This is a genomic window from Pseudoalteromonas sp. DY56-GL79 (genome assembly GCF_041414765.1).
In the GTDB taxonomy this organism is placed as follows: Bacteria; Pseudomonadota; Gammaproteobacteria; order Enterobacterales; family Alteromonadaceae; genus Pseudoalteromonas; species Pseudoalteromonas piscicida.
In genome coordinates this window covers 32,770-47,103 of the sequence record NZ_JANHZS010000016.1, presented here as the reverse complement: position 1 = coordinate 47,103, position 14,334 = coordinate 32,770, and the positions used below count along the sequence as shown (strand labels likewise).

Genomic DNA, 14,334 nt, shown 5'->3' with positions numbered 1-14,334 from the left:
CGTTACCTGAGGAAGATAGAGAAAAGTGAAACGCTTTAGCTTAAGCTGAGGCCTAAGCTAAAGCGTCTAAAAGTATGGAAATGCGCCCCTTAAAGGGTTAAGGGGCGGTTGCGGTCATCGGTTTAGCCCGCTTCTGTCGCTTGTTTGTAATCAAGCGCTGCTTCAAACCACTCGATGAGTTCATCTTCAGTCAGCGCGTTGAGTTCGGCCAAGCCCCAGCCAGTATATTTGGCCAGAGCGATAACCATGGCTTTTAAGCGCTTTGGCGGGACACGAGAAAAGCTTGTAGCGTTTCTCGCAGCTTCACAAAATCACTCCAATCAAGCTCTTCGATGATATCTGGAGAAACTTCGCATAAGTGCGAGAAATAACGAATTTCGCTTTCAGACTCGCTGATATCCGCTCTATCCACCATTAACCGATCGCGTACTTTTGGTCGTCTCATTGTCAGTTCTGCATACTCATGCCCATCGACCGTAATTGGGAATGCTAAGGTAATGATTTCTTTCATGGATTAAGCTCCGATTGCTGCGCGAAGTGCTGCCATTTGGTCCTTACCATTAACGGTACGAACGTCGTTGTATAGGTCAATTTCGTAAATCACATCTTGACCGATCTGTAGCTTGTACTTCTGAATTGCATATTGCAGCGTAAGCTTAGCTTCTTCGCCATCTTTCCAGCTGCCCATATCCACTTCTTTGAAGAAGCCTTCAAGCGTTACCACTACAGGTACTGGCGCTTCGCCTTGCGCTTGGATTGCACCACGAGCCGTTAATGGCGTTGTCGCACCGCTCCAATCGCCAAGTAGCTTCATCATGTCAGCGTTGTATTCAAGTAACGTGATTGTGCCTTCTAGCTTTTCAAGTTGGCCAACATCAAGCTCAACCGGCGCTTGAAAACCCGACGTCACTTCGCGAGTTTTTACGGTTACTTTTGGTAGCTGGATTTCATCAGCGATACCTAGATAGCCTTTACCGTCTACAAACAGCTTGAATTTTTTAAGAATTTTTGGAGAGATTGCCATTATACGATTTCCTCTAGGTAGTTGTTAGTTAGAATACTCTTGAAGGTGATGTGCTCAGCCGGTGTTGGCGGCGTGAAGTCAAAGCTAAAATACACTTTACCCGCTTGAATATTGGCCGGTGTGTTTAACTCTTCGTCAGCCCAAATTTGACCGCCAAGAATTGCACCTTGTGCTTTTAAGCTATCTAGGTATGACTGAACACTTTGCGTAACATCTTCGATGTAAGTTTTGGTGATATTGCGGTCAACCGCCCACATGTGCGCACGCAGTAGTGAGTCGTTGATCATATCTGCGGTACGTACCACTGACAGGAATGCCCATTTAGGGTCGTCAGAACAAGTACGGTTACCCCAAAGCTTAAAGCCGTTTTGACGAATAATGGTCGACACTTCTTTTTCGTTCAGCATATTCGCACGTGCGTTAGCATCGCCCAGCTGGAAGTCGATTGGGCGCGCAGTTGCCACAATACCGTTCATATTGGTATTACTTGGGCTCCACCAAAAGCCTCGGTCGTTGTCCGACTTTGCAATCATGCCCGCAACACGTGCACTTGCAGGTTCAACTTCTGTTTTACCATCGCGGAATACTTTGACATGAGGGTCAACAACGAACACACGACGCGAACCAAAGTCGGCACGATATGCTTTTGCATCTTCATCGTTTGTGTTTGGACCATCTGCGATGATAACCGCACGAAGACGCTCAGCCACATTCACAAGTTCTGTGATGACTGGGTTACGATTACCTTCAGGGCGTTGATGCGCATAACCTGGCGCCACAAGAATACGTGGTGTTACCCCAAGTACTGACTCAGCACCAAGAAAAGCTTGCACACCTTCATAAGAACCGTCTGCTGCCACACCGCCAACCATGTTTGACATGATTGCCGCTTCATCAGCGCCATCGACACGAACCACAACGACTACCGCACCAGCTTGGTCAAAAATACCGTCCATTGCCGCTGGTAGTGTTCCTTCTGTACCCAACGGTGCAGCTTCAGCACGTTTACCAGCAACCAATACAGGTGTGTTAAGTGGAAACTTTTCTGGATCTGCACTAGGTGCAGTACCAATCACACCAATTACTGAGCTTTTTACTGTTTTGATTGGACGCGTGCCGGATTGCGCCTCAATGACTTCTACACCGTGTAGAAATTTTGACATAGTTATCTCCTTTAAAGACATGTCAGTTAGAGAATAAAAAAGGCCACACAAGCTGCCTTGTATGGCCCTAATAACTTCATATAAATTAGCGTTTGTTGACCTTATACCTAACGGATAAGGTGGATAAAAAATGACTTAGATCTGGATACCCTCGATGGTGACAGGCTCCCCGTTGATTAAATACAATCCTTTTATTTCGATAGACAACTTGCCCTCACCTGCTGGATGTACCGCAACACCATCAAGTTGAAAGCGTGGTTCCCATTTCTCCAGTGCATTGGCGATGGTCATAGTAATATCCCCCACCAAAGAGTGAGAAAAAGGCCTATCTACAAGCTCATATAAGCCGCAGCCATAATCGCGTCGCATCACACGACTCCCAAGCGGTGTGGTCACAATATCGCGAATACTCTGTTTTAGATGCTCAACACCACCGAGCGGCTTGCCCGTTTTGGCATTCATTCCTATCATGACGACTCCTTAAGTCACTTTGTAAATACCCGCGCTGGAGCCTCCTGATACAGGAACCTCCGCAGCCTGAGTCATATGTTCAACTACGGCTTTAGCAATCGCAGTAGCCAGTTTGCCAGCTCCTGCATGCACACCTGCCAACACAAAACCCTCAGCTTCAAGCTCCGCTTTGATCATGTTTTCTAATGCATTTGCATCTAATGCCATGTCACTTCCCCGCTGTAACTGTAGATGAGCCGTCACCATGAGGACTGCCAGTAAAATGACAAACATGTGCCGTAGTCACACAAGGGGAGCCACCATTAAGAGCAATACTTGCTCCTTCAACACTGACGTCCCCCCCCGCTTGAACAGAAGCACTCCCATCACACTTCAAAGTTGCATCTTTTGCACTCAATACTGTCGCATTAGCTCGTGTTTCTACTCGGATGTCTTTGGCTGTTGTAATATTCAGCGTCCCTGCTGAAAGCACATCCACAGTGGCATCCGCTCCTTGAATATCAATCAGATAACGATGACTCTTTCGGTCATACGTGATTGAGCTGCCATCTTGATATTGAACCTTATGAACATCAGGGCGATTTTCAGGCGATACTCCCAATTGTTTTGGCGCAAATTTTTGACTATACAAGCTGCCAAGTACTACTCCCTGGGAAGTATCTCCACAGGGAGATAACACCATCACTTGCTCACCAACTTCAGGTGCTTGCCAAGTCATATCATGAGCAGCTTGCGCCGTTAGCCAAGGTAACTTTGCCGTGATCCAATCACCCATTTTGACCTTGACGGTCGCCGTTTCGTAATCCACTTCATGCACCGTTCCTAGGCTAATTAACTTAGTAAGACGCTGCTGTAAGTCGGACATGGCTAAGTCTGAAAAATGTTGATTGGCTATCACGCTATCGGTCCTTCTTCTGGGGTTTTGTAAATTAAGCGATGCTCACCACCATGTGGGCCAAGATACACTTCTGTTACCTCAACACCGGCCTCCTCAGGGTACTCAACTTGGTAATAAAACTGCCAAGTCAACGTCGCCTTAGCGAGCATTGAATTGACTTGGTTGCTATAACTAAAACTGCTTTTTTCACAAATAAAGTGTTGCCAAGGGACGGGCGTTTCGTCCTTTATAATCGAAGCCTCAGCGGCACTGACCAAGTTATCCAACCGCGCTATCAACGCAGAGGCATCAGCCTCTTCAAGCGCCAGTTCAAGCTGCAAAGTCATCACTCGTCTGTCGAGTGCATTTGGGCTCAGGTTTTTATTGTACGCAGGCCCATAAGTCACGCCTTTGTCGGCGCCTTTCGCTTGCAGTTCACTGGCTTGTCGCTCAGCGATTGGGATAAGGGTAAGCTGTGCACGCTCTGTTAAATCCGGTTGTGGCTGGCTTGCTTTTAGTAAATCAACTTGAGCAAGCTCAGACAGACCGGCACTCAGGCACGCCAACACCTTAGCTATCAAGGTTTGTCGATGCATAGTTGTGCTCTCAAATTATAAATTGGCTAAATTAAAAAGCCGAAGATGGACGAAGCGCCCGAAAGAAGGTTAGGGATTTTAGAGTTCAGGTTTTGTCGGCCAAACGACCTGATCCGGAGATTCAAAACTTTGAGGCAAATCTCGCAAAGCCTGACGATAGTCTTTTAAAGGCTGAGGTAATTGGCCATCCATTTCTTGATACTTTAATGCCATCCAATCCGTAGCTCTGAGGTAGGCATCACGCAAAGCTCGTGCTGTTTCCCATTCATCGAATTCAGTTCCTTCAATGCTCACTTGATCTAACATTTTTAGTTCTCCCAACTAGGTTGTGTATGAGTAATCCGATCGGCACAGGGTTGGCCATTACTTGATGTGTACTTTCCACTCACAGTAACCGCCTTAGTTGCACCACAATGATAACGCGTATCTACTTTCATGGTGATCCGAGCTAGCCCACTGTACCCTTTACCTATTTTTCTAAAATAGATTGGGATCGTAGCCCCTTCCAAATCTTTAGAAATTTCAATTTCTTGAGCCTCGTTATCTGGCTCTGAAATAAACAACTTCAGAGCACCATTCCTAGATACTTTTTTAATTTCAAGCTGACCCGATACACAGTCATGATATGACGTCCCCGTAAACTGAATTTGATCTGCATAGTGAGGTGAGGCGAACATGCCCCTATGAGCCATAATGAAGTCCAACTTAAAATAGTCGCCTTGTCCACCAAAGCCACCATTGCCAGAAAACTCTAGCATGTTTACGTAATATGGAGGCTTTGGTGTACCACATCTTGGAAAGTCAGAGTCAGGACCTGTTGCGTCTGAAGAATAACTACCAGCACTTAAGTAACCTCGAAAAAAGAAGCTCTTTTCACTACCATTTACAGTAACTGGCAAACCGTTAATTTCTTGAGTATATTGACCTTTCCATTGATTAAACTGTTCTTCGGCTTGCTCTAATTGATTATTAATACTCGTAATTTCACCCGCTACTAGATTTTTAGTATGCGTCACCGTTTCCGATAAAGTACTTTGAATAATCCCAACCTGATCTTCAACAGTTTGGCACAGTGCATTGGCACGTGTGGCAACCTGGCTCAGGCGCTCCGTCATGGTTAAATTGTCATTTGACATAGTGTTTCCTTATTGATGCTCAAGATTGGTCAATCTAATTTCTTGATTGGTTTGGCGGTTCATGGTGTCTAGCTGTACCGTTGTTACGTTGGCAAGTTCTGCGTTAAATAAGCCATGGAATGCTGCTACGCGATTATCTAGCCGAGCGGCATGTGTTGTATCTAATCTTGACACTTCACTGGTGAGCAATTGTTTCAGCTCACTTAGCGCTGTTTCCTGTTGTTGCAAACGAAATTCCTGTTTGATTTGCCGATGCATGGTATCTAGCTGCGTTAGCGTCATTTCGGCCAACTCTTTGTCAACAATCAGATTGAGATTGTCGACTCCTAGCTTTACCTCGATACTCTCACTAGGCAGTTGTGCCAAACTTAACGTTAACCACTGTAGTACTTTGACGTCAGGTGTGCGGTAACCAAGTGTGGTGTTGGCTTTTGAGTAAACCCCCAGCAAAATCAGTTCCGGCTCACCGCTTGCGTCTACTGCGCCGCTATCTAAATAAACACCAATTTCTCTGATGGCATATTCAAGTGGTGCGTCGAATTTGCCTGCAATTTTAAGGCTCGTACTTTCACCGTCTTGATAGTCGCTGTCGGCAATAGCTACACGCTCTTTAAGGCTGCGTAGCTCAGTTTGATTTTGTGATGGCGTATAAGCGGCATCGCCAAACGCCATATGGCTGATTTGTCCCTTAAAGCCTCGCGCTTGAGCGCTGAGTAGGGCATCAAGTCCCGCATGGGTAAACTGCAGCGTTAGTGCAGACATTAAGTCGCTCCTTGTAAATGATAATGTTGATATTGAAGTCGGTGCATACCACTGGCGAGTACCACTCCTTGCATTAACTCATCAGGATGAATGCCCACTCCTTGGCTGATATGCATTTGTGCATTCAGCTGTTTTGCAACCGCAAACACACCTAAACTCGCCTGCGTTTCACTAGGTAAAACGCCTGCGCCTTCGGTATTTAACATTTGATAGCCATAGTGATTTATATGGCCACATGCCCCTAATGCGGCTTTGCCTTGCTCAGGTTTTACCCCTAACCCCAACACTTGGGTATTGCTCAGACCCAAAGGCGCTTTGCCAATACCTGCTGCACCAATTTGCTCTTTAAGTGCAATACCCAATTGTAAATCAACATGGATAGCACCGCGTTTCACTGCGTTTACCACACGGCGAATACGCTTGAGCATCTGGGAGGTCAACAATCCTTGTTGTCGGTCGTCCAAATTCTGATTAATAAGCGCCCAGATCTGTACAGTGCCAGGCAAACCATCTTCCTGCTGCCACCATTCCTTGATCTCGGTTTCAATATTGAGACTATCGAGCGCTTTTTGCAGCGCAAATGGGGTCCCCTTGCACTGATGAACCGTGAACGCATCAGTAATGACTTGGCGTTTAATCGCCACAGGCCAATGTTCATCCCACTCATCCACTGAGTAGTTCCACGCCAAAAAAGGCAATAAAGGCTCGGGGCAAAGCTCTGGTTGCCAAAGACTAGTTAAGAGCAGCCGTGTATCGTTTAGTACACAAGCATCACGCAATTGGGTTCGTGCTTCATCATCCTTGAGGGAGAGTCCACTTAGTCCGACACTTATCGCTAGCCGCTCAAGTGCATCTCTTGGGAAAAACACTTGAGAATAAATAATTGGCAGCAGCTTATTACTTGATAAGCGTTTAAGTGCGCTGCGTAAATCAAGGCAACTGAACTCAGTCAATGAGAGATAACGCGCGATTTCTACTAGCTCATCACCGCTGCGCTGCTCAAGTTTTAAGGCCGCTAACAAGACTGCTCGGATAGTTCGAGGCTTGGCTTGCAGCTCTTCTAACCACTGCTCTAACGTTGACGCATTATGAGGTAAAAGCTTAGTCATCCTGCCCCCCCACCTTTACCCGCAAATCCATTTGCTGACAATACGCCACCTCAATATCTAGAGGTATAATGTCTTCACTTGGCAACTCCAACCTAATGTTTTCAACACCTGACAAAAACAAAGCGTTGCTAATGCCCGCTCGCGTGATCTGCCTACCAAGCTGACGTCTTTCAGTTAAGTAAGCGTCGAGCGCGGCCGAGGCACTGTCCACAATCACCTCAGGCGACGGGCCAGGTAAAATCTCAAGTTCCGCTGCAATGTTAAACGTCAATATCTGTGGCTGCTTGATTGTGACTCTATCGCCAAGCGGTCTCACTTTAGAGACTTCAGGCTGTGTTGACGATTCAGGGGTAAAGGCGATGTGTAATTTATTCAGCAGCTCCGCGCTTAGTGTACCTTTCCCTATTCGACTCAAGGCGGTTAGTTCTATTTCACATGGCCTCGGACTATGAACTTGCACATCGCAAATCTCATTACTCACCGACAATGCATGAAAGCGATAAGAGGCCGCGCTCCCTGCGGTATTCAGTCCATCAAACGCCAGTTGCGTTCTCGCTCTTAAACGCTCATCATCCTCATTCCCAAGCCTGGCAACATTAAACCTCGCTGCGATTGCGTCTAAATCACTCCCTGAAGCACTCGCGAGCAAGTTCGCTTCTATTGCGTCATTTAGCATGCTTTGCTGAGTCAGTCCTTGATATGCCATGACTTCTAACAGTTTAGTCAGAGGCTCACTTTCCAAGTTTACTACCTCTTGGAGTGCATTATCCTTTTGCAGCAATGCTTGCTTTAATGCTTCTAGACGCTGCTCAAAGTTTAAGGGTTTTAATACTTTAGGAATGGGCAACTGCGATAAGTCCAATCGCTCAAATGCCATCATCACCTCCTCGCTTTGCGCCATAAAAAAACCCACAGCAAATACTTGCTTGTGGGTCTTGGAAATTGGAAACCTGTGTGCTTGTTAACTTTCTCAAGCATAGGTCTATCTTACTGGTTTTTAGGGAGTAAAACAGGTCAATCCTGACCGGTTGGAGACATATAGTAAATTCCTAGTCCCATTCCCATAAGTTAATACCTGTATAATATTCAATAATACTTGCCAGCCAATTATCTATTTCTGATATTGGCCAATATACCTTTGAAATAGGCACATCCCTACCAATAGGATCGCTAGGTTCATTCTGTCTATCTCCGAGCATGGCAACCGTATCAAATGAGATAACCTTTGGATTCAATCGCATGGTACTAAATGGCATAAATACACGATAAGGTAAGATAAAAGTTTTTACTGGACTTGTTGCTGAGTTTAAGTGAAATTCAGGACCAAACCTTAGCTCAACCTTTAGCTGACCAAACTCCTCATCAGGTTTGCATTGAAGTAGAGACACTAAACCATTGACAAAACTATGAGGTCCTCTGCCAAAACCATAATCTTCAGCGGCTTCAATATCAATAGTCAGCGTTGTCAAATCTACAGGGATTTTCTTACCCCTGCCTGCAATTTGACCCGATAAATACAGTTGATTATTTTGAACTACAAAATAGCCAAAATAGTGCTCTATTGGCAGTGACAAAGAACGTACAATTCGACCATTTAATAAATTGACAGAGATTACTTTTGAAAACTCCGACGCAGTATTACGCTCTTTAAACGTCAATAAGACATAATTTTGACCATCTAATTGATAAAAAAATACGTCTTTTTGAAGTACACCATTACTGTCTTCCGAATAGATTTTTTGCCATAGTTCAGTAGTTTCATGATAATAGTAAACTGCATTATGGGCTATAAACAAACAATGGCCTTTTTGATACGGGTTGTTTATATAAGTTCGATCTTTATATTGGTTCTGCAAATCTCCAACGGTTTTCAAATCGATTGACTTTGGCTTATAGAAAGGGAAATCGCTACTTGTATCGTCATAATCAGTTAATACATTACTCATGCTAAAATCCACCCTCCTTGTACAAATATAAAGTCACGTTGTGTATTCGGTATTGTCATATGATATTCAGCTCCCGCTTCCTCACCACGCCCAATTGATTGCCCACTTGGGGGGCACACTTTGGCAGGAGATGCTTTACTTGCCCCCGCATTGCTCAGTAGCTTCACCGTAATATGTGAACCTTCAGGCGCTGTTTGTGGCAAATGTAAGGTACAAGCCGTTGCAAACAAATATGTACCACCTGCAACCGCCCCCATGTCGTTTTCAACTACTTGATAAAACCCCATCAAAACCGGCACACCACCAAGCGTTTCTCCATCACCGACATAAAGCTGCTTTGTGTCTGTCGAAAATCCTGGTTCGCCGTTGCCAAGTACAGTTTGTAATCGTGTTGCTTCTGGGCCTCTTCTAAACTGGATCCGTCGCCCCATTAAAATACTCCCCCGTCAATATCGCCGCCTTCAACAGCGAGACCCAATGAACTAACCCAGTCTCGTACCCAAGCGGTGGTTGCAATATTGGTGCTATTATCTGAGCGTGCCCGTGTAGGTGATTTTGGCGTACCGGTGAACATAGGTGAAGTAAACAGCTGTGATTTCGATAAGTTATCAACTTGGCTTAGGCCAACATCTGCTTTGTTAACCGTTACAGCCCCTGTTTTACCGTTTACAGATAAAACATTATCTGTTGGTGTGCGCAGCAGCACCCAGTTTGCTAATACATTCGCAGGTGTCGACTTGAGAATATAAGATTTGTTCTCGTCGGTGCGAATCGCCAAGTCACCAGGCTGTGCATTTAGCGCTAACATGGCAGATTGACTGGCGACCTCAAACGGCTCACCTATTGCAAGACTGGGTAACACATTTTCAGGAATTTTACCGGTACTGTCTAGCAACAACACATGGTTTGCGCCGCTACCTGCATCACGATGAATAGCACTACCAAGGGTGGTGAAAATATCCACCCCTCCAGGCGTTGTGCCATCACCGATAAATAGTTTTTTGCTGTCGGTCAACCATATTGGTTCACCATTACTCGGCGTGACATTGGTGCGGTTTGCCGCAGGTCCGCGCCTAAACTGAATTTTGTTCGACATTAAATACTGCCTCCGTCTAACGAGGGAACATTGGGGTAAGAATCAGAAAATGCGCCACCATCAAGAGACAGTAAGCCTACAAATTTATTAATTTCATTATTTACATAGTCTTGCGTGGCATACACCATAGATGGATCTATTTTTAAATTCACCATTTCTGACTGCACCACATCAATCACCGCTTTTATTCCAAGCTCAGCACTGGCGTTGTCTTCAATACTTGGCTTGTAAGTTTCAGGGTATTTAACAATAGCAAATGCTTGATCGTCTTCAGTGTAAAAAGCGGCTTCACGAACATAAAACCCACCTTCCGAGGCAGGGACAATACCGATGATCTCAAGCATCGCTGGATTGTTTTCTAGCGTTTTGGAGCTATTTATCAGTCCTCTAAATCGCTCACTCGTGAGATGCTCCGCATCCGGTAAAATATTGCCATCACCCACGGCAAATTTGACTAAGTTGATTTTAACGCCAGTACCAATGGCATTGGCTATTTTAGCGCGACCCGCTGGTGTCAGCATGGTCCAGTATTGTGGTTGGGGCATAACTACTCCGAGGGTAAATATTGGTATAACTGCAAGACTGACTGGCTACCACAAGGCGCATACTGGTATTGCTTACAATCTCGCTGGCATAGTATGGATACACAGTGACAGAAGCACCAAATAGCGCTGCTGAAGCCGGCTGAATTTTTGCTGTAGATAATAAACTGAGCGATAAATTAAACTGAATACTATGGCGTTTATTCGCTGAGATGGTTTGAAATATCTGCTGATATAACGACTCATTGAGCCCCCTATCAGACACCGCAACATCAATAGCGATTGTCCCGGCAGGGCCTTTGGGTACTTGTTCAAACCATTCTGTTATACGGGTGTCATATCCAAAAGGCGCTAACGCGTTAATAATGGCAAAACGCGTCCCAAGGTGTTTGTGTTGTTCATAGCTTTGCGCAATGATCTGCCGTTTTATAGGCTCTGGCCACTGCTCATCCCACTGCGTAACACTTTGGCTCCACGCCAACCAAGGTAATAATTCGATTGGGCAAGTCTCAGGTTGCCATAATGTTTCTAGGCAATTTGCCGCTCCATTCAGCACAGTAAAAATTGGGGATTGAGTGGCTTGTATTTGCTCAATCAGCTCAGTTCCTCGGTGTACTGGTTTACTATCACTCACACATCACCTTCAAATATCACGCCAGCGATGCCATTTTCACACCAAGGGACTTCATGGCTCGCAATTATGACATTCTCACTCGGTCCAGCGAGTACGACATCTTCCACACCGCTACTATATAAAGTGGCAAACAGTGCTGAGCGCTTTATCGCAGTGCCCATGACACTAGTTTGTGCAAAGAAATCTTTTAAATTGGCCAACACTTGTGCTTTAACTTGTGCTTTGCCTGGTCCCGGGGCTAGTTGCACTCGGGCATTGATGGTATAGGGCTTCACTGTCACTGGCACAATTTCAACTCTGTCACCAATGGGCCGCACTTTTTGCAATGCAAGCACATCAGATACGGTATCAGCCGCATCTGCTTTGAGTCCAAACGTTGCTCTGAGCTTGTTCAGTAGTGCGTCTGAAGGTATACCGTTGGCTGATTCATGACTTAAAATGGTCAAAATCACATGGCAAGGTGAAGGACTTGTAACATGAACATCTTTGACGCGACTATCTGCAGAAAATGTATGATAGCGATAACTTTCAGCTGTTCCAGCCGTATTTAGACTATGGAATGCTTGTTGTATTCGGTGTCTAAACCGTTCATCTGACTCTTCTGGCAAACGGCTTACACCATAACGTGTTGCAATATGGTCTAGGTCACTATTTGTTGCTGTCGCCAACAAGTTACCTTTGACGGTGTCATTTATTCGTCCTTTAAGCAGCATGCTGTGATATGCAAATGTATTGAGTAACTGTGTTAAAGGCTCTGATTCTAGCTCTAGTGTCTTACTAACATCTGGAACTAACTCACTCAATTTACTTTTCAACTGCTCCAGAATTTGTTCATATTCCAGATTTTCTAATAGCTCTGGAGGTGTTAGCTTAGATAAATCGATCAACTGAGATGATGGCATTGCACCCTCCGGTACTGAACAGAAAATAAAAAACCCACAGCAAACACTTGCTTGTGGGCCTTGGAGATTGGAAACCTGTGTGCTTGTTAACTTTCTCAAGCATAGGTCTATCTTACTGATTTTTAGGGAGTAAAACAGGTCAATCCTGACCTGCTGTGAAATTATTAGAACGCAATCACAAACTGTAGTAATTCAGCTTGAGTAGTAAGGCTAAGCACCGCTGCTTCTAACTCACCGCTTTTTTCACGCACCACTTCTCTTTGCTGCAAAATGTCTAGTAGGTTTGCACGCTCTGTTGCTGCACCTTCTTCATTACCGTTCAACCGCTCACTCAACTCGCGCTCTTTTGCGCGCTCTACTCGCCACTGCTCCGATTGCAATTTGCTATAAGCGAGTTGCTTTATGCGCGTAATGACTTGCTGTTTTAAATACTCAACTTCAGAGTTTTCTTCAGTCTCTAACTGAGCTTCAGCTATAAATTGTGCTACCGACTCTTTATTCCATTGCTCACCCGTTTTCGGGTGTACCAACCAAAAGTTACCCGCAATAGACATCCCTTTATTATTGTCGTAATAAATATTCATTTTTACTCCTTAAATCGCGCGACAGGTTCTGGCAAGGCCATACTGGTTATATAGGTAGTGTTCATTGATAACACCGATATGTGAGTATGGATTCATCGCTTGAATGGCTGTTGCTATTACGCCCCCGTCGTATCCTAAGCTATCGGCCTTAGAACGATAGCAATACGAACTCAGTAACTCGCCATCTAGTGTTTCCATGACCACATTCACTTCACCTTCACTATTCTCAGTACCATTTGAACTTTGTGTACGGTATGGCTCACTATTACTAGTAAAAATATAATTGATCGGCTGAAGCTTCTGCTCCTCTGTGAAGAGATAATGTGCGTTGAATTTATCACCTGCCATTTTTACTTCACTACCAAGTAGACCAAAGTAACCGTAGTAATTATATGAATAGTTCGACATCGCCCCTTCGCTATGGTTATAGCGATTTATTCCATACGGCTGTGCTAAGGTATTTGCGATAAATACCATCGTTGTAAAGTCACCGCTATCCACATAATTCTGATATTCAGCTGCATTCGCAATGGCAATATTAGTAATGTGGTTGCCATCACGATATTTTTCCACAACCAAGTTAGTACCCGAGTCGATAACCACTAAGCAGTGCTTTTGGTTGTTATACAACACAGCTACCTCGTTATGGTTGTAACTAGACCGTGTTGGAATACCAAATTTATCTCGGGCATTGAGATCTTGCTTTGGCAAAGTACGCGAGGTAAATCCCTGCCCTAAAACAAAGATACCACCATACTCCGTCGCATTCGCTGATAGAGACTCTTGGGTGCTATATACGATTTCAAAATTAATATTATTAGGTTGTGCTTTTAAACCCAGCGGCACAATGGCACTTGCGCCATGTTGATACACCTTAGTCGCGGGGTTTTGCTCAAAGGCATTATTATGGACAAAGCTTGATTTTATTACGGTAGATGACGTGCCATCTTGGCTAATTTGTAAATGATCTAAACGACATGTGTCCGTTGCTGCATTCGCGGTAACACTTGGTCGAGTGAGATAGGAAGTACCATCACTATTATAGACAGCCAAAACCGATGTGGAGCGGCGAAAATTAGCATGACTATTCGCCGTATCAATGTTTTTTATCGCGAATAAGGTTTTTGGTGTTGCAGCAGTGTTGTTCGCAACCACTTCATTAATTTGTTGCGTCAATGGAGCTATTTGATCCAATAGCGCCAGCTTTGCAGCTCTGGTAACCAGCTCAGCGGTCGACGCGGTTAAATCAGCTTTAGCAGAATCAATATTGTTGATCGCTGAAGTTGCAACCTGTTGCAATAGCTGGGTTGAGTCATCCAAATGTTCCTGTGCAACGGCTACAACGGCTTGTTCAAGCTTAGCGTTATCTGTGAGCCGTGCAATTGCATTCGTGACTAAGGTTTGCTCCTCTGCACTCAGCGGAGTGCTGCCGTTCATATCAGCGACCAGTTTGTCGACCATTACCTGAACGGCTTGTTGAATTGTTGCCATA

General features: G+C 44.9%; 21 protein-coding genes. All 21 read right to left on the bottom strand.

Translation table 11 applies throughout. The features are described from left to right. Positions 1-122: 122 nt before the first annotated feature. Positions 123-248, bottom strand: a complete 126-nt coding sequence (locus NO992_RS12970; protein WP_017218950.1) for a hypothetical protein — start codon at positions 246-248, stop codon at positions 123-125. Between the two features lie 5 nt (positions 249-253). Continuing rightward, positions 254-511 (bottom strand): phage tail assembly protein, encoded by a 258-nt coding sequence (locus tag NO992_RS12965; RefSeq protein WP_010378399.1) that lies wholly within the window; start codon positions 509-511, stop codon positions 254-256. A 3-nt stretch (positions 512-514) separates the two neighbouring features. Further along, positions 515-1,024 (bottom strand): phage major tail tube protein, encoded by a 510-nt coding sequence (locus tag NO992_RS12960; RefSeq protein ID WP_010378397.1) that lies wholly within the window; start codon positions 1,022-1,024, stop codon positions 515-517. Continuing rightward, positions 1,024-2,187, bottom strand: coding sequence for a phage tail sheath subtilisin-like domain-containing protein (locus NO992_RS12955; protein WP_017218948.1), 1,164 nt, complete (start codon positions 2,185-2,187; stop codon positions 1,024-1,026). Before NO992_RS12955 ends, NO992_RS12960 begins: the two co-directional genes overlap by 1 nt. A gap of 135 nt (positions 2,188-2,322) precedes the next feature. Further along, positions 2,323-2,658 (bottom strand): GPW/gp25 family protein, encoded by a 336-nt coding sequence (locus tag NO992_RS12950; RefSeq protein ID WP_017218947.1) that lies wholly within the window; start codon positions 2,656-2,658, stop codon positions 2,323-2,325. A 9-nt stretch (positions 2,659-2,667) separates the two neighbouring features. Next, a complete protein-coding gene (locus NO992_RS12945) occupies positions 2,668-2,865 on the bottom strand; it encodes a hypothetical protein (RefSeq protein ID WP_371377678.1) in 198 nt (65 codons plus the stop codon). Position 2,866: 1 nt separating this feature from the next. Beyond that, positions 2,867-3,556: a phage baseplate assembly protein V gene (locus NO992_RS12940; protein WP_371377676.1), complete on the bottom strand. Its 690-nt coding sequence runs from the start codon at positions 3,554-3,556 to the stop codon at positions 2,867-2,869. Continuing rightward, complete coding sequence (locus NO992_RS12935; protein ID WP_010378386.1) at positions 3,553-4,131, bottom strand: hypothetical protein; 579 nt, start codon at positions 4,129-4,131, stop codon at positions 3,553-3,555. The genes NO992_RS12940 and NO992_RS12935 overlap by 4 nt, the downstream gene beginning before the upstream one ends. 78 nt (positions 4,132-4,209) lie before the next feature. Then, positions 4,210-4,437 carry a phage tail assembly chaperone gene (locus NO992_RS12930; RefSeq protein WP_371377673.1) on the bottom strand — a complete coding sequence of 76 codons (228 nt, stop codon included), beginning with the start codon at positions 4,435-4,437 and terminating at the stop codon, positions 4,210-4,212. Between the two features lie 2 nt (positions 4,438-4,439). Then, positions 4,440-5,267: a hypothetical protein gene (locus tag NO992_RS12925; protein ID WP_371377670.1), complete on the bottom strand. Its 828-nt coding sequence runs from the start codon at positions 5,265-5,267 to the stop codon at positions 4,440-4,442. Between the two features lie 9 nt (positions 5,268-5,276). After that, complete coding sequence (locus NO992_RS12920) at positions 5,277-6,029, bottom strand: phage tail protein (protein ID WP_010378381.1); 753 nt, start codon at positions 6,027-6,029, stop codon at positions 5,277-5,279. Then, positions 6,029-7,138 carry a phage tail protein I gene (locus NO992_RS12915; RefSeq protein WP_371377667.1) on the bottom strand — a complete coding sequence of 370 codons (1,110 nt, stop codon included), beginning with the start codon at positions 7,136-7,138 and terminating at the stop codon, positions 6,029-6,031. The genes NO992_RS12920 and NO992_RS12915 overlap by 1 nt, the downstream gene beginning before the upstream one ends. Further along, entirely contained in the window at positions 7,131-8,039 is a 909-nt protein-coding gene (locus NO992_RS12910; RefSeq protein WP_371377664.1) for a baseplate J/gp47 family protein, read from the bottom strand. The genes NO992_RS12915 and NO992_RS12910 overlap by 8 nt, the downstream gene beginning before the upstream one ends. A gap of 148 nt (positions 8,040-8,187) precedes the next feature. Then, a complete protein-coding gene (locus tag NO992_RS12905; protein WP_260492116.1) occupies positions 8,188-9,084 on the bottom strand; it encodes a hypothetical protein in 897 nt (298 codons plus the stop codon). After that, positions 9,081-9,515: a hypothetical protein gene (locus NO992_RS12900; RefSeq protein ID WP_017218938.1), complete on the bottom strand. Its 435-nt coding sequence runs from the start codon at positions 9,513-9,515 to the stop codon at positions 9,081-9,083. The genes NO992_RS12905 and NO992_RS12900 overlap by 4 nt, the downstream gene beginning before the upstream one ends. Next, a complete protein-coding gene (locus NO992_RS12895; protein ID WP_017218937.1) occupies positions 9,515-10,180 on the bottom strand; it encodes a hypothetical protein in 666 nt (221 codons plus the stop codon). Before NO992_RS12895 ends, NO992_RS12900 begins: the two co-directional genes overlap by 1 nt. After that, complete coding sequence (locus NO992_RS12890) at positions 10,180-10,725, bottom strand: phage tail protein (RefSeq protein ID WP_082086250.1); 546 nt, start codon at positions 10,723-10,725, stop codon at positions 10,180-10,182. The genes NO992_RS12895 and NO992_RS12890 overlap by 1 nt, the downstream gene beginning before the upstream one ends. Continuing rightward, a complete protein-coding gene (locus NO992_RS12885) occupies positions 10,676-11,356 on the bottom strand; it encodes a phage tail protein I (protein WP_371377660.1) in 681 nt (226 codons plus the stop codon). Before NO992_RS12885 ends, NO992_RS12890 begins: the two co-directional genes overlap by 50 nt. Then, positions 11,353-12,258, bottom strand: coding sequence for a baseplate J/gp47 family protein (locus NO992_RS12880; protein ID WP_371377657.1), 906 nt, complete (start codon positions 12,256-12,258; stop codon positions 11,353-11,355). Before NO992_RS12880 ends, NO992_RS12885 begins: the two co-directional genes overlap by 4 nt. 164 nt (positions 12,259-12,422) lie before the next feature. Next, on the bottom strand, positions 12,423-12,842 hold the full coding sequence (locus NO992_RS12875; RefSeq protein WP_371377655.1) for a hypothetical protein: 420 nt from the start codon (positions 12,840-12,842) through the stop codon (positions 12,423-12,425). A gap of 9 nt (positions 12,843-12,851) precedes the next feature. Continuing rightward, positions 12,852-14,333, bottom strand: coding sequence for a hypothetical protein (locus tag NO992_RS12870; RefSeq protein ID WP_371377652.1), 1,482 nt, complete (start codon positions 14,331-14,333; stop codon positions 12,852-12,854). Position 14,334: the final 1 nt, after the last annotated feature.